Annotated in this window: 11 protein-coding genes and 1 riboswitch; of the genes, 9 read left to right on the top strand and 2 right to left on the bottom strand. The window is 40.2% G+C overall.

All coding sequences use genetic code 11. The annotated features are described in order from the left end of the window. Positions 1-15: 15 nt before the first annotated feature. Positions 16-312 (bottom strand): DUF3817 domain-containing protein, encoded by a 297-nt coding sequence (locus NSS80_RS02385; RefSeq protein WP_008347156.1) that lies wholly within the window; start codon positions 310-312, stop codon positions 16-18. Positions 313-398: 86 nt separating this feature from the next. After that, positions 399-1,592 (bottom strand): hypothetical protein, encoded by a 1,194-nt coding sequence (locus tag NSS80_RS02390; protein WP_317222196.1) that lies wholly within the window; start codon positions 1,590-1,592, stop codon positions 399-401. Between the two features lie 151 nt (positions 1,593-1,743). Between NSS80_RS02390 and NSS80_RS02395 the strand changes: the two genes are divergently transcribed. From NSS80_RS02395 to NSS80_RS02435, 9 genes are all read left to right on the top strand, one after another. Then, on the top strand, positions 1,744-3,930 hold the full coding sequence (locus tag NSS80_RS02395) for a DNA topoisomerase III (RefSeq protein WP_317222195.1): 2,187 nt from the start codon (positions 1,744-1,746) through the stop codon (positions 3,928-3,930). 197 nt (positions 3,931-4,127) lie between these two features. Next, positions 4,128-5,210: a glycosyl hydrolase family 8 gene (locus NSS80_RS02400; RefSeq protein WP_041116728.1), complete on the top strand. Its 1,083-nt coding sequence runs from the start codon at positions 4,128-4,130 to the stop codon at positions 5,208-5,210. After that, a complete protein-coding gene (locus NSS80_RS02405) occupies positions 5,191-6,042 on the top strand; it encodes a diguanylate cyclase (RefSeq protein WP_041116730.1) in 852 nt (283 codons plus the stop codon). Before NSS80_RS02400 ends, NSS80_RS02405 begins: the two co-directional genes overlap by 20 nt. After that, entirely contained in the window at positions 6,032-7,744 is a 1,713-nt protein-coding gene (locus NSS80_RS02410; protein WP_317222194.1) for a DUF2334 domain-containing protein, read from the top strand. Before NSS80_RS02405 ends, NSS80_RS02410 begins: the two co-directional genes overlap by 11 nt. Further along, positions 7,737-9,005, top strand: coding sequence for a glycosyltransferase (locus NSS80_RS02415; RefSeq protein ID WP_317222193.1), 1,269 nt, complete (start codon positions 7,737-7,739; stop codon positions 9,003-9,005). Before NSS80_RS02410 ends, NSS80_RS02415 begins: the two co-directional genes overlap by 8 nt. 4 nt (positions 9,006-9,009) lie before the next feature. Beyond that, a complete protein-coding gene (locus NSS80_RS02420) occupies positions 9,010-11,097 on the top strand; it encodes a cellulose biosynthesis cyclic di-GMP-binding regulatory protein BcsB (protein ID WP_317222192.1) in 2,088 nt (695 codons plus the stop codon). A 69-nt stretch (positions 11,098-11,166) separates the two neighbouring features. Then, a riboswitch (cyclic di-AMP (ydaO/yuaA leader) is annotated at positions 11,167-11,311 on the top strand. A 112-nt stretch (positions 11,312-11,423) separates the two neighbouring features. Beyond that, complete coding sequence (locus tag NSS80_RS02425) at positions 11,424-13,250, top strand: APC family permease (RefSeq protein ID WP_317222191.1); 1,827 nt, start codon at positions 11,424-11,426, stop codon at positions 13,248-13,250. A 67-nt stretch (positions 13,251-13,317) separates the two neighbouring features. After that, positions 13,318-15,039 carry a pyruvate oxidase gene (locus tag NSS80_RS02430; protein ID WP_317222190.1) on the top strand — a complete coding sequence of 574 codons (1,722 nt, stop codon included), beginning with the start codon at positions 13,318-13,320 and terminating at the stop codon, positions 15,037-15,039. Between the two features lie 193 nt (positions 15,040-15,232). Further along, a complete protein-coding gene (locus NSS80_RS02435; RefSeq protein ID WP_342498477.1) occupies positions 15,233-16,993 on the top strand; it encodes a T7SS effector LXG polymorphic toxin in 1,761 nt (586 codons plus the stop codon). The last annotated feature ends 2 nt before the right edge of the window (positions 16,994-16,995 follow it).

The following is a 16,995-nucleotide window of genomic DNA, read 5'->3' on the forward strand; positions in this document are numbered from 1 at the left end:
TTTAGCCCTTTTTGATTAAGCTTTTGTATCATATTGGCGGAGCACCTTATCGTAGGCGAAGTTACCGAAAGGAATGAAAGCCGCAAAAAAACCAGCGATGGACCATTTCAAATGCCAGCGAACTTTAAAAGTCACATATGCCAAAATGAGCATATAGATGACAAACAATGCGCCATGAAGAGAGCCTACAATAGTGACTGCCATCGGAATATCCGCAAAATATTTTAGAGGCATGGCAATTAAAAGAAGGGTTAAAAGAGACATACCCTCAATAAAACCCGCCTGTCGAAGACGGCTAATACTTGTATGCATATACAAATCCTCCTGTATAAAAGCTAGTTTCTCATCTTCTAATATAAACGAAAGATCGTCTGGACATGCTGAAATCTACGAAAAATTCAAAATATGTTCATGTTATTTTTAAAAAATGTCTTTTTTATGCTGGATCTATTCAGATTGTTCCTTTTTAAAGTGTTTAAATCATTATGCATTTTCCATTGGTTTTTGTCGCCATTGTAGTAAAAGTATTTTTTCGTCATAAAGTGCTCATTTTTATAAGAAAGATCTAATACCATGGATTTTTCTAAGATATTTGCAGAAACTTTTTTTGTTTGCTTTAACCTTAGATCAAGTAAAAAAGATGTAATTAAGATTCCCACTACATATGGTGCAAAAAGAATTGTACCAACACTTATAATATTCGCTTTGGAAAAATCACTTAAATATGTTTTAAAGTTAGAGAAATTATTCTGAATCACTGCGATATCAGTATCCTTGTAGTATTCCAAATTTTTAAGTTCGTTTAATAAAGAAATTGGTGAAAAACTTATACTTACAAAGAAAAAGATTGCTAAAGAGCTTAAGGTTAAAGTGATATTGCTTATTTTAAAAGCTGTACTTAATTGCTCAAGTTGATATGCTGGATGGATAAGTACAGTTATGCATAAAAATACAGTTGAGTAGATGGATAGTATTATAGACTCGTATGAGTAGTTTTCTACTACAAATGATAGAATAATTAAAGTTTTTAGCGAAAATACATTATAAATTTCTGTATAAAAGTTTTGGTTACTATTACTAGCTTCTAAGGGTAAAAAAGTGATAAGTAAAGATAACAAAGATACAAAAACTAAAAGTAATGTGAATAATCCTAAAAAAGTTACACTAATAATACAACAAAATCTGAAAATATAACTATTTTTAATTATTGCAAGCCCACTAAAAAACAAACAGATAATAAAGCAGAAGAAAGAAATCGTATGAAAATTGCTAAAATAATTATAACCAAGATATTTAAATGTTATAAATCCTAAAATCAAAGTTAATACAGAAATATATATATAGGTTTTCCCTCTAGCTACACGATCTGATTTAAACCCTGGTTCACTAATGTCTATATTTTTGAAATTCTTGAATGAATTAACTATACTAACTATTTTTAATATCCATGTAAAAGGGATTAATAGTATAGAGATAAGTAATAAATATTCATTTTCAGAAAATAATATTAGAGTAGTAATAAAATAGAGAAGAGATGTCCAGCAGAGATCAAAAAAAGATACATTGTGTATGTAATCATTAAATATTTTCATAAATTACTCCTGATTTGTAAAATAATTTAATTAAATATAACATGATCAGAATTTATTTTCTAGAAGATCATTGAATTTTTTAGTCATTAGAACCACATCTCCACGTCTGCTATAATAAAAGGATGGATAGAAGAAAGAGATGTGAAATCTAGTGTCAAAAACAGTTGTATTAGCAGAGAAACCTTCAGTAGGCCGTGACTTAGCACGTGTACTGAAGTGTCATAAAAAAGGAAATGGTTTTTTAGAAGGAGATCAATACATTGTAACGTGGGCCCTTGGCCATTTGGTTACACTGGCTGATCCAGAAGGCTACGGAAAAGAATTTCAATCCTGGCGTTTAGAGGATTTGCCGATCATTCCAGAGCCGCTAAAGCTTGTCGTCATGAAAAAGACAGGTAAACAATTTCAAGCAGTAAAAGCACAGCTTGCAAGAAAAGATGTAAAAGACATTGTCATCGCAACAGATGCTGGACGTGAAGGGGAGCTTGTCGCAAGATGGATTCTTGAAAAAGCGCATGTGAAAAAGCCCCTAAAACGACTATGGATCTCATCTGTTACGGATAAAGCCATTCAAGAAGGCTTCAAACGACTAAAAGACGGCAGAGAATATGATAATCTGTATCGCTCAGCGGTTGCACGTGCAGAGGCAGACTGGATTGTAGGGATCAACGCAACAAGAGCGCTGACGACCAAATTCAATGCACAGCTTTCCTGCGGACGGGTACAAACACCAACGATTGCCATGATCGCCAAACGAGAAGAAGACATTCAGCAATTCCAGCCAAAGCCGTTTTATGGAATGACTGCACAAGTAGATGGACTTACCTTGACGTGGCAGGATGCCAAAACAAAGCAAAACCGCACATTCCAAGAGAATGCCATAAAAGAGCGTTTGGCAGGCTGCAAAGGAAAACCAGCAGTGATCGATGCATTGAAAAAAACAGCGAAAAAAGCTTTTGCTCCAGGGCTGTACGACCTCACTGAATTGCAGCGTGATGCGCATAAACGCTACGGCTTCTCAGCGAAAGAAACCTTGTCTACGCTTCAGCGGTTGTATGAGCAGCATAAGCTTGTGACATATCCGCGTACAGATTCACGATTTATTTCAGCGGATATCGTTCCTACATTAAAAGATCGATTAAAAGGAATGAATGTCAGACCGTACGCTCAGCATGTGAACCGCATTTTACAATCAGGTGTGAAAGCGCACAAAGGCTTCGTCAACGATGCAAAAGTGTCAGATCACCATGCGATCATTCCAACCGAGGAAGAGCTGTATCCTGGTGCATTAAGTGATAAAGAGCGTAAATTGTATGATCTTATTGCCAAACGATTCCTTGCTGTACTCATGAATCCTTTTGAATACGAGGAAACAACGGTGATCGCCAAAATAGGCAGTGAAACATTCACAGCAAAAGGAAAAACCGTGCAATCAGCCGGCTGGAAAGCCGTGTATGATGAATCCTATGAAGACGAGGAATCAGCCGAAGCAGATCAGCATCTGCCGGTACTTTCCGAAGGGCAATCACTTGAAGTGCGCCAGCTGAAAGAAACAAAAGGAGAAACGAAACCTCCTGCTCGTTTTAATGAAGCAACCTTGCTATCTGCTATGGAGAACCCAGCGGCATTTATGCAAAATCAGGAAAAGGACTTAGTGAAAACCCTTGGTGAAACAGGCGGACTAGGGACAGTAGCCACAAGAGCCGATATCATTGAAAAACTGTTCAACAGCTTCTTAATCGAGAAAAAGGGCAAAGATATTTTCATCACATCAAAAGGGAAGCAGTTACTCTCCTTAGTGCCTGAAGACTTAAAGTCTCCAGCATTAACAGCAGAGTGGGAACAAAAGCTTTCTAAAATCGCAAAAGGACAGCTGAAGGCTTCTAAATTCATGAGTGAAATGAAGTCCTATGCAAAACAAGCCGTATCTGAAATCAAACAGACGAACCAAACCTTTAAGCATGACAATGTCACTGGCACCCATTGTCCCGACTGCGGAAAACTTATGCTAAAAGTAAATGGAAAACATGGCACAATGCTCGTGTGCCAAGACCGAGAATGCGGCCACCGTAAAAATGTGGCGAAGAAAACAAACGCACGCTGCCCGAACTGCCATAAAAAGCTCGAGCTGCGCGGAGAAGGCGATGGCAAAATCTTCGCTTGTGTGTGCGGCCATAGAGAAAAACTGTCTGTTTTCGAAAAACGCAAATCACAATCCAATCAAAAGAGAGCCAGTAAGCATGATGTGTCTAAATATATGAAGAAACAAAAGAAAGTGGAAGAACCAATCAATAACGCACTGGCTGAGCAATTAAAGAAATTAAAATTAGATCAATAGTATTATAAAAACCCATGCGGAAACGCATGGGTTTTCCAATGTAATCAAGCATATCGACATATTGTTTTTCTGAAAATGGGAATGTCTATGCGAAAAGACTCGTAATTTGGTATAAAATATTTATTTAAATTTAAACAGAAACAATCTATAATAAATCGTTGGAATGCTAAGAGAACGGGAGTTGAAAGGGGACACGAATGGATACACCCATACATCGCATAGGTATTGTTTTACTCATTGTCATTCTACTAGGTGGATGTACCTGGAAGCAGCAGACGGAATCAGCTTATCCAGTATCACCACAGCCAGTATTGCCTGGAGAATATTTTATTACTCATCACCTCATGACAGATCAAGGCTTGATCCGCACTTCATTTGCAGAGCAGCACATCTACTTATCCGAATCGCTGGGGCTTTGGATGGATTATCTTGTTCGAAAAAAAGACCAAAATTCGTTTGACCAACAATTGGGTGTCCTGCAAGATGAATTTTTACTAGACCATCATCTTCTCAGCTGGCAAATCGAATCTGATCAAAAAAGTAAAGCCAATGCCTTGGTTGATGATTTACGGGTAGTGGCGGCACTTCAAAAGGCAGATCGTTTATGGAAGAATGCAGCATATCAAACAACAGCAAAAGAAATCGCACAAGCGTTAAAAGACAAAAATATGTATAGAGGCATCTTGTCCGATTATTATGATGCATCAACAAATCGAACTTCACACACAATCACACTCTCATATTTAGACCCAAAAGCAATCAAAGAATTGGAATCCCTCAAAATATTCACGAAACAAATGACGAGTAACCAATTGGCCATTCTAAAACAAGCACCGAGAAAAAAAGGATTCTTTCCTAAATCCTATGACATAAAGAAAAAAGCCTATTCATTTGATCGAGAAATCAATATGATTGATCAACTCTATACGGCTCTACATGCCGATCGTGCAAAGGTGAATACGTCCGCGATCATGAAATGGCTTAAAACGACTTTTACAAAAGAAGGAAAATTGTACGGTAGATATAAACTGAGCACATTGCAGCCAGCAGTGACGTATGAATCGCCTTCTGTATATGCGCTGGTCATCTTGTATGCTCTTAAACAAAACGAATCGGAATTCGCAAAAGAGGTGTATGACCGCATGAAAGAATTACAAATTCAAGATCCTCTCAAGGATTATTATGGAGGGTACATGAACGAAAAAGACACACACTCATTTGACAATTTATTGCCTCTCATTGCAGAAAGGGAGCTTTTTAATGAATCGGTTATTCAGTAATACGTATCGTTTATATTATTCTCTGCTCCTCACGTTTGCAGGTCTTATTTTGTTTATGGGCTACCTTGGCGTACATGATGCAGAGAGCTTTTTGATGATCACACTGACTTTTGTCGTGTTAGGATGCGGGATTTTATTTGGCATCTTACCAGCATTAATTTTTACCTTGCTGATGTTGTTCTTTATAGGAAGTGCTATGTTCTTTACAGAGCTTGGCCACACAACCCCCTTCTTTACCAATCAAACATTGCAAGATGTGGTGATTTGGGGCGCAGCCCTCCTCTTTTTCGCGATTTCAGCAGGAAGCTTGCATGAGCGGATCAAGACGATGCGGCAAACCATTGAACAACAAAAGCAGGCGATGAAACAATTTGTGGCAATTGACTCGACCACTGGATTTGACAATGCAGAACGGATGAGGCTGGAATTGTCTGAGGAAATGAAACGGGCAGAACGCTACAAACAGCCATTCGTTTTTATCCTTCTTCACATTCATTATGCAGCAGAATTCAAATCGTTATATGGAGAAAAAGAAATGCAGCACCTATTTCAGCAATTAAGTAACAAGATTCGCGAAAGTGTCAGAGAAACCGATAAGAAATTTCGATTATCTGAAGAACGAATAGGCCTGCTGCTTACTCACACACCAGAAGAAAATGTCTCTGTCGTCCTTGAGAAGCTAAAGGATAAATTGAAAAAGCATGTGCTGTTAAACGGCCGTGAAGTCACCTTGACATTTCATGTCTGTCATTTAACAAGCAGTTCGGAGTATCGCACGCCAGAACAATTTTTAGAAGAACTAGAAAAAGAGATGATGATGAATGAACTTTAATTCTTTGATGAAATTCTGTTTGATGATTGCTCTCTTTTTGATTCTTTCGTTTCAATACATGGCTTCAGCCGACGCTCTTGCCAAGCCAGATACCCTGATCGTTTATTCAACAGAATCAGGAGAAACGACTCCAGCAGTGCATATGCTGGATCTACTCGCCGGACATTTTTCCAAACAGACGACGATTGTATCTGATGAACATTTGGCTGAAAAGAAGATCAGCGAATTTCAGCAAGTCATCTATCTAGGGGAAATAAAGAGAACCTTACCAAAACAGACCATTCGTGTAATGAACGAAGCACAGAAGATCATAGCCATTGGATACAATGCGGAACAGCTGCGCCCATTTTCCGCGCTTACTTTTCACAAACAAGATCACACGAGTCAAATCAAATATACAGATGATAAAGCATACCGTCAGCTAGAGAAAAGGATCAGTGCGTTAACGGTTCAAGGGGCAGACTTGCAAAGGGAATTTCTATTGAAAAAACATAAAGCTGATCTTCCATTTGTGATTCAAACAAAGGAAGGTGCCGCCTATATTGGAATCCTAAATGTCGTGCAGCACAGCGAGCTTCTTGCAGAAGTGCTAGAAAAACGCCTTCCTTCTTCTAATCAGCTGACCACAAAATACTTAAGGCTTGGGAACATCAGTCCTGTCACTGACGAAAAGAAGCTGCTTGAGCTTGGACAATACGTATCCACTCAGCATATTCCGTTTCTAATAGCGGTAACCCCTGTTTGGGTGGATCGAACAACAGGCGATGAAGTGACACTGAGTGACCGCCCGAAGCTTGTAAAAGTGTTAAAACAATTGCAAAGCGATGGAGCCAGCATCATTCTCCATGGATTTAGCCGTACGTATCGCACGGAGGATTCTGGTCAGGACTTTGAGTTCTGGGATGCAAAGAATGATCAGTCCATTACGTCAAATGACCCTAAAAAAGCTGAGAAGAAGCAAAGTGAAAGCCATTTTTCGAATGAAAAAGACTTCCATGCTTATACGAAATCGAATCAGCAGCAAGAAACCATCTATACAGAAGAAAAACTGACAAAAGGCATTGAGTTTCTTGCGCAGCAAGGTCTCTATCCACTGGCATTCGAGGTGCCGCATGATGCCATATCTCAACAAGGCTACGAAGTGATATCAAGGCATGTGTCCAGTCTGTTTGGACAGGTACAGCTGTCGGATCATACTTGGAAAACAGCCGGTGCTCCGCCGCTCGTGACGAAACCCGACATGCTTCATGGCATGACTTTATATCCTCAGCAATCAGTAGAGGCAGCGTCTGACGAAGAAGGTTCAAATATTTTAACAGAACAAAAGATTCAATCCATCCAGCATCTTCAATCAGCCGCAATCGGGCTGTCCTATGATGTGGAATCCGGAATAACTGGATTGCAGAATCTGATGACGCAGATGGATGCAATTCCTTCTAGTGAATGGCTGGATTTAAAGAAAACAAAACAGACAGTCCAAACACCACATGTACAGATCAAAACATCAGGGGATGGACATATTCATGTAGAACAATCCAATAGAGCGGAAACCACAACAGTTAAACGAAGCGGCATGGAAAATATGCTGCGAATTCTCACCGTCGTGGTGATGCTGTTTATTGCGGCATTTGCTTTTTACACATTGTATTTAAGACTGACAATGAAAAAACGTATTTTTAAGGAGAGAAAATTAGGTGGCTGATGTCTTATTTTATCTTTCATTAATACTGATTTGGATCATGCTCCTATACCACATGTTTCTCATGCAGGGCGGCTTTCAGCACTACCTGACCTACGAAAAAGTGCTGCCTGAATGGACGAAACAAGGGAAAGAACTGCCGACCGTCAGCATTCTGATTCCTGCTCATAATGAAGAAGTTGTCATTCGGCAAACGCTAAAAGCAATGGTCCAGCTATCCTATCCTCAACATCTCCTTGAAATCATTGTGATTAATGACAATTCCTCCGATGGCACAGGGGACATCGTGCAGTCATTCAGTGAGCAATATGATCATGTCCATATGATTGAAACGAAACCGCCATTTGCAGGAAAGGGAAAATCAACTGCACTGAATGAAGGCTTAAAGGCTTCAACAGGAGAAGTCATCTGCGTATACGATGCAGATAACATGCCTGAACAAAAGGCCGTCTATCATTTGGTTCTTGGTTTATTGAATGACCCAAAGGCAGGCGCTGTTGTCGGGAAATTCAGGGTCATCAATGCAGCCAAAAATCTGCTGACCAAATTTATTAATATTGAGACCATCTGCTTTCAATGGATGGCGCAAGGCGGAAGATGGAAGTGGCTTGGCATTGCGACAATACCGGGCACCAACTTCGCCATCCGCCGGCACATTTTAGAAGAGCTTGGCGGCTGGGATGTTCATGCGTTGGCTGAAGACACCGAATTAACGATCCGTGTCTATAACCTTGGCTATGTCATTCGATTTTTCCCAGCTGCTATTACATGGGAACAAGAGCCTGAGACATGGAAGGTCTGGTGGCGGCAAAGAACGCGCTGGGCTCGAGGCAATCAATATGTTGTCCTCAAATTTTTGAAACAGTTTATGAAGCTGAAACGAAAACGAATGATTTTTGATTTGTTTTATTTCTTCTTTACGTATTTCTTATTTTTCTTCGGTGTCCTGCTCTCAAATGGCATCTTTATCGTGAACCTATTTGTTGACCTTCACTTATCTGTAGGGGCTGTTGCACTGATCCTGTGGGGATTGGCCTTCTTCCTCTTTCTAACAGAAGTGATGATTACACTAAGTATTGAGAAAACAGAGCTCACCAAACAAAATATACTCATTGTGGCGCTCATGTACTTCACTTATTCTCAAGTATGGATTGCGCTAGTCGTGTACTCCTTATGTGTAGAGGCAAAGAGCCGTTTATTCAAACAAGAAGTGAAATGGTACAAAACTGAGCGTTACGATCAACAACAAAAGAAAAGCGGGTGACAAATTGAAATCGGTAAAATGGATGATTTTTATATTGATGATATCCCTTGCCATTCAGCCTTTTTTCATGGCGGGTCAAGCAATGGCGCAATCAAATCGAGTACAAGTGAAAGATGACTGGATTCGCACATCTAAAGGAAGTCAAACGGAAACGCAAGCATTATCAGAAGATGTAGTAACCTTGTATGGACAAGAAGACCGCACTGAATTTTCCTATCAAATAGAGAGAGGAAAAGTTGAGTCTAGCACCCTTACATTAAATATAGAGGCTTCACCATTACTTATTTCGCCATCTTCGTTCACAGTCATGATTGATGGAGAGATTGAAAAGACCATTCCCGTATCAGGGAAAAATCAAAAGAAATCAATTCAAATCAAATTGAACAAAGCGCAATTGAAAAAAGGTTCTCATCAAATTCAGCTCACATTTTATGGCGTGTTAAAAGAAGGTGTGTGTATCAACCAAGAGACACCTGCCAATTGGCTGAAAGTATATCCTGAAAGTGAGCTGGATTTCAAAGGAACTCAAACGAAAGACGTGACGTTAGACAGCTTCCCTTCATTTTTCATTCAAACAGGTGATCAGAAAGAACAAACAGATATTGTGATTCCAAATTCACCGGAAGCAGCTGAATTAGAAGCGGCTATGAAAGTATACCGGACGTTGAAAAACAAAGACCGCCAAGCAGACCTCAAACTCGTCCAAGAAAAGGACCTCAAGCAAATCGCTCATCCAACCATTGCTGTGGGAGCAAAAGGAAACTGGGATGGACGAGTGAAATCGATCGAGCAAGCTGCAAAGATGAAAACAGCAAGCGATCAGCTCACGTTAGCGGTGAGAACCTTGACAGGAAAGAAAAAAGAACAGCCCATTTTATTTGTCACTGCTAAGCAGCCAAAAACAATTGCTGAAAAAATCAATGTCCTGACTCAACCAGAACTGACAGGTCAGCTCACTGGGACAGATTTACTCCTTCAAAAGGTTACTGTTAAAACATCAAAACCATCTCATCAAATTCGTTTAAAAGATTTTGGTGGTGATGATGTCACAGTCGGAACCCAAAAGACGGCATCTGATCATTACTATTATCCAAAGGCATTGATCGCTCATCAAAAATCAGGAGCTAAACTAAATCTATCATTTAAAAAATCTGATACAGCGAACAAAGCGGAACGCTTAACAGTCATGATCAATAACGAACCGCACGACGTACCATTAACAAAACTAGGAAACAAAGATGAGAATGGGTTCTATCATGTGTCAATTCCAGTAGATTCACAAGTACTCCAAAAGAACGAATATATTGATTTGCAATTTGTTACTACAGGCTTTAAAAACATGGAAGCCTGCAGATATACGGATGAAGAAGGCTGGATTTACATTGATAAGAACAGCTCTCTTCAAATACCAGAAGGTACGACTAGTGATACACCGGATTTAGCCGCATGGCCGCTTCCTTTCACATCAAAAACGCAGCAAGGAAAAACATTGATCATCATGCCAGATCAAATCAAGCAAGAAACGATCAATCAAATGGCGATGCTGACAGAATCGTTTAGTCAGCCGGAAGCTGCCCAATATCATTTGATCAAAGCTTCAAATGTGACAAATGATCAATTGAAAGATCACTCTCTCATTTTCATCGGGGGCATTCAAACGTTCTCTTTTTTAAAAGAAAAGGCAGACGATCTCATCGTTCCAGTGAAAAAGGATCAGTATGATGTATCCTCCTTTGGCATGATCAACGAAACGACTGCTCGTATTGTATGGACGCAGCCATCTGTATGGAATAAAGAACAGACAATGACCGTCTTTTCCGGAATGAATGCAGCTGACGCTGATCTTTCACATGAAGTGATTCATTTCCTGCAAACAAATACGGAAACGGCAACAGTTGCAATCGAGAGCAAAAACAAAGACATGTTCTCTAATCATCAAACGGTCAGCAGCACAACAAATGATCTCCCAAAAGGTGAAAAGCAAGGCATCAATGATTCTTGGATTTACTTTGCATGTATCGCTGCACTGATTATTTTTGTGGTCGTGATGATTATTTATTTCGTGCGAAAAAACCGCAAAAAGACTGATTGATAAACGATCAAAAGACCTTGAAAAAATGTCTTTACTTTGGTGTTAAACGGGAGTATGATCTCTTTTATAAAAGACCAATCGCTGAATCATTTCGATGAGCGGGGGAACCATTGGTGGTGCAGGACACCACGTGGGGTGAATCCTTTTTAGGTAGGGCAAAGTCTCATGCGCCCGAATCCGTCAGCTAACCTCGTAAGCGTTAAAGAGAGCAAAGACCAACCTGTGATCTAAACAATAGACGCAGGGGCATTCTATTGCCTCTGTGTCTTTTTGGCGATCCATCTTTTGTAACTTAAATCGTTTGACACTAAAGGAGCGGGCATCACATGTACAGTTTGATGAAGCGTATTTTAATTGGGAAACCATTAAAATCACAGGCAGCAGGAGAACAAAAACTATCAAAAATCAAAGCGTTGGCATTATTGTCATCAGACGCATTGTCATCCGTTGCATACGGTACAGAACAAATCTTGATAGTTCTTTCAGTCGTTAGTGCAGCAGCATTTTGGTACTCACTCCCGATTGCAGGTTGTGTATTAATTCTTTTAATGGCGTTAATTCTATCTTACCGCCAGATTATTTATGCTTATCCAGAAGGCGGCGGAGCCTATGTCGTCTCTAGCAGAAACTTAGGTGAAAAACCAGGACTGGTCGCAGGCGGATCATTGCTTGTAGATTATATTTTGACTGTAGCAGTGAGCATATCAGCGGGTACCGATGCCGTCACATCGGCTTTTCCGGCACTATATCCATATCATGTGCTGATTTCAATTGTATTGGTCATCTTGATCATGGTGCTTAACCTTCGTGGATTGACAGAATCGGCATCTATTTTGGCTTATCCCGTATACTTGTTTGTCATATCACTTCTTATATTAATTGGAGTCGGCGGTTTTAAATTATTAACAGGAGGCGTTCCTCCAGCACCTGAGCATACAGCGATAGGCACGCATGTACCTGGCATTACATTGTTTCTTTTATTAAAAGCATTTTCGTCTGGCTGTTCTGCACTGACTGGGGTAGAAGCCATTTCAAATACCATTCCATCCTTTAAAAAACCAGCTGCACAAAATGCAGCGAGAACATTATTGATGATGGGTGGATTACTAGCTGTTTTATTTGTGGGTGTGACATTGCTTGCGTTTGGTTTTGGCATCTCACCAAAGCCAGAAGAAACGGTTGTATCACAAATTGCATCAGATACATTTGGACGTACATTTTTCTATTATGTCATTCAAGCTGTCACAGCTTTAATCTTGATATTAGCGGCAAACACAGGTTTTTCCGCCTTTCCTTTATTGGCGGTCAACTTAGCAAAGGATAAATATATGCCGCGCATGTTTACTGTAAGAGGGGATCGACTCGGTTATTCTAATGGCATTATCTTTTTAGGTGTAGCTTCTATGCTGCTGATTTGGTTGTTTGATGGGAAAACGGAACACCTCATTCCGCTATATGCTGTAGGTGTATTTATTCCATTTACGTTGTCACAGACCGGTATGTGTGTGAAGTGGATTCGTGAAAAACCGCAGGGCTGGAAAACGAAAATGCCTATCAATATTGTCGGAGCGCTAATTTCGTTCACGGTTCTCATGATTCTCATTTTGACCAAGTTCCATCTTGTATGGCCAGTATTTGTTTTCATGCCTATTGTGCTATTGATCTTTCATTCCATTAAAAAACATTATCTGTCTGTTGGAGAACAACTGCGTTTAATGAATGAAACAGAGCCTGTTGAGATTAAAGGAAATGTGGTCATCGTGCCAATAGCCGGTGTAACACGTGTCGTCGAGCAATCGGTTCAATATGCAAAATCTTTATCAGAGCAAGTCATAGCAGTTCATGTATCCTTTGATAAAGAAAAAGATAAGAAAATTGAAGCGGATTGGGAAAAACTGAACAGCGGTGTGCGGCTTGTGATATTGCATTCGTCTTATCGAAGTCTTATTCATCCGCTTGATAAATTTCTTGAAACGGTTGAGGTAAAAGCAAATGCGCATCAATATAAAGTGATGGTGCTCGTGCCTCAATTTATCCCGAAAAAAAGATGGCATACGATCTTGCATAACCAATCTGCCTTTTTATTAAGGTTCCGTCTATTATGGAAACGGGATATTGTGGTCGCCACCCTTCCATATCATTTTAAAAAGTAGCAGCAAGTTGAAACGTTTGATCAAAAGGGTGCGGTGGTATGGAGTAAGAAAAAAGGAGTTTTCTCACATGCCGCAAAGAACCGCAGGAAAAGAAGTAACAGCGCTACTGGAAGAGTGGGGCGTAAAACATATTTATGGAATGCCCGGCGACAGCATAAACGAATTGATTGAAGAGCTTAGGCATGAATCAAGCCAAATACAATTTATACAAACGAGACATGAAGAAGTGGCGGCACTCTCAGCGGCGGCTGATGCCAAACTAACAGGTAAGCTCGGTGTCTGCTTATCCATCGCTGGACCGGGTGCTGTCCACTTATTAAATGGACTATACGATGCAAAAGCAGATGGCGCACCCGTTTTAGCAATTGCAGGGCAGGTTGCGTCGAATGAAGTAGGAAGAGACACATTCCAAGAAATCAAATTAGAGCGGATGTTTGACGACGTCGCTGTCTTTAATCAGCAGGTACAAACAGCAGAAGCTTTGCCTGATTTATTGAATCAAGCCATTAAAGCAGCTTATACCCATAAAGGGGTGGCTGTTCTCACCGTATCAGATGACTTATTTTCTCAAAAAATTAAGCGTAAGCCAGTTTATACATCTCCTCTTTATGTTGAGGGAGAGGTACGGCCAAAGAAAGATCAACTGCTAAAGGCAGCACAGCTAATTAACAATGCGAAGAAGCCGGTCATCTTAGCAGGTAAAGGATTACGAAATGCAAAAGAAGAGCTTCTTTCATTTGCAGAAAAGGCTGCTGCACCTATCGTCATCACACTTCCTGCAAAAGGGGTGGTGCCAGACAGGCATCCATACTTTTTAGGAAACCTAGGTCAAATTGGAACGAAGCCAGCTTATGAAGCAATGGAAGAGTGTGATCTCTTAATTATGCTTGGAACTTCTTTTCCATATAGAGACTACTTACCAGAGGACACACCTGCCATTCAACTGGATATTAAACCAGATCAAATCGGTAAAAGATATCCAGTAGACGTAGGAATCGTGAGTGACAGCAAGAGTGGTTTGCAGGAACTGACCTCCTACATTGAATATAAAGAGCAGCGTGGTTTCCTTGAAGCTTGTACCGAGCATATGATGAAATGGCGAGAAGAAATGGATAAGGAAAAATCCGTTGCCACATCACCGCTTAAACCGCAGCAAGTCATTGCTAGACTAGAAGAAGCAGTTGAAGACGACGCCATTCTTTCTGTTGATGTAGGGAATGTGACCGTATGGATGGCACGCCATTTTGAAATGAAACAGCAGGATTTCATCATCTCCAGCTGGCTTGCCACAATGGGCTGTGGTTTGCCTGGAGCGATCTCTGCTAAGTTAAATGAACCGAATCGTCAAGCGGTTGCTGTCTGCGGCGATGGTGGCTTCACAATGGTCATGCAAGACTTTGTGACAGCGGTAAAATATAAACTGCCGATCGTTGTTGTGATCTTAAACAACAACAACCTTGGAATGATCGAATATGAACAACAGGTAAAAGGAAACATCAATTATGGTATAGAGCTGGAAGATATTGATTTTGCTAAGTTCGCAGAAGCATGCGGCGGCAAAGGAATCTCCGTGTCATCACATGAAGAACTAGCTCCATCTTTTAGTGCAGCCCTTCAATCAGATAAACCCGTCATTATTGATGTTGCTGTCACCAATGAACCGCCGTTACCTGGGAAAATTACGTACACACAAGCAGCTGGTTTTAGTAAATACTTACTGAAAAAATTCTTCGAAAAAGGCGAGCTGGATATCCCTCCACTCAAGAAAAGTTTAAAACGCTTTTTCTAAACAAAATGTAGTCGGTCCTCTCAAAAGAGGACTGACTTTTTTTAATGAAAGGAAAAAAACATTTCAATTATCACTTGTTTTATTTCCTCTAAAAATATATGGAAATTATTTTTGTAACTTAAAGCCTATTTTTCCAATTCGCTGAGAAAGGTAAAATAGACTTTATGATCAATAATGGAGGGAGTGACTTCTTCTGGGCAAGATACTTGATGCAAAAGCACTAACCAGTGCCATGGACACAAGGGCAAAACACTATCAAGAACTCCGCGAACAAATGGTAGATTTAAAAAAGGCATTACAAGGTGTTGCCAACCTCGGTGATGATTTCACTGGGAAAGGTGCCGATAATATTAAAAGTTTCTATAAAGAGCTCGCTGGAAATGTAGACATGTTTATCAGCTTCATTGATAAACAAAAAGCCTTTCATGAAGGTGTTTCTGGGACACTGGATGATACGAGCTTTGGCGGCGATACCTTTATAGAGGAACACTTTTTAGACAACGCAGTACATATGGGCATCAAAAACGCCAAAAGCATTGTAAAGGATCAAAAAAAGGCACTCAAAACGATTTTTCAAGACATTGATGACCTCATTTCCCTAGAGGTATTTGATAGCCAAACCTTTGATGAAAAAATAGAAGATGCGGAAGATGATCGAAAAAAGACGGTCAAAGAACTGAGAGAGCTTGATCAAAATTTAAAAGATGAATATGCTTTGTCAGAGACGGAGCAGCAAGCTACAATGGCATTGTATGCTGAAATGATGAATGCGACAAATGACGGAAAAGCGATTTCACCTATGAATTTTGATAAGAAAGCGTATCAAAATAGCGACATCTACAAGGCAAAAAGCGATATTGAGAAGCAAACTTCTGAATATCTGAAAATCAAAAAAGAACAAGAAGAAGCCCGAAAGATTGCGAAGGAACAAGAAGCCCTCGCCAACCGCCCTTGGTATGAAAAAGCCCTCGATTATGGTGGAAACATCGTGAATGAACTGACCGGCGTGAACGATGCAAAACGTGCCGCAACAGGCGTTGATCCAATCACAGGCGAGGAACTCACCGCAGGACAGCGAGTCGCGGCAGGCGGCATGGCTGCAGCCGGCTACATCCCAATCGTCGGCTGGGCAGGCCGCATTTTCAAAGGTGGAAAAGCTGTCTATAAAACGACTCAAGCCACATCAGCCGCAGTCAGGGCAGTCGACATCTACAAGACATCACAAAAGTCTTTTGACGCCTTAAAAACATCTCAAAAAGGCTTATATGGCCTCACCGCCACAAACGGCTTCAGCGAAGCGATCACAGGCCGAGACATGTTTGGAAACAAGATCTCAATAGAAAAGCAGGAAGCGAGTATGAACGCGGCGCTTGGAATGCTTTTGCCGTTTGGGGCGAAAGGGTTTCATGGGAAGATAGGGATTAAGAGTACAGAAAAAACTTTGAGAAATAAAAAAGTAGCAGTAGGTGAAGAAATTATTGCTCAGAGGGTACAGAAAGTAGAATTAGATTTAACTACAAAAGTTACACCTTACAAATCGTTAAGTCGGAATCAGCAGAAGAAAATAAAGGAAAATATTGAAAATCGTACTGTTACAAAGGAAGAGTATAAACGATATCAATGGGATAAAAGATTCTCCAAAAGAAGGGCTGCAGGGGTTACTGAATTCTGGAAACAAGAAAAGAAAAGAATCTTAGATGGAGAATCTACAACAAGGAATTGGACTAATGAACAAAAACAAGAGATTTTAAAAAGCAAAAAACCACAATATAATGGGAAATCCATTATCGGACACCATACTTACAATGCTATGAATTATCCACATATCAGTAATAGAGGAGAATTAATTTATCCTGTGACTGGAAGAGAACATTTAAAGGGTTGGCATGGAGGAAGTTATAGCAAAAATGCACCTGGTAGACCTGTTAATCCAGATTATTTAGAGGAATTTTAATA

Origin of the sequence: Bacillus sp. FSL M8-0350 (genome assembly GCF_038593345.1) — a bacterium.
Classification (GTDB): domain Bacteria; phylum Bacillota; class Bacilli; order Bacillales; family Bacillaceae; genus Bacillus; species Bacillus safensis.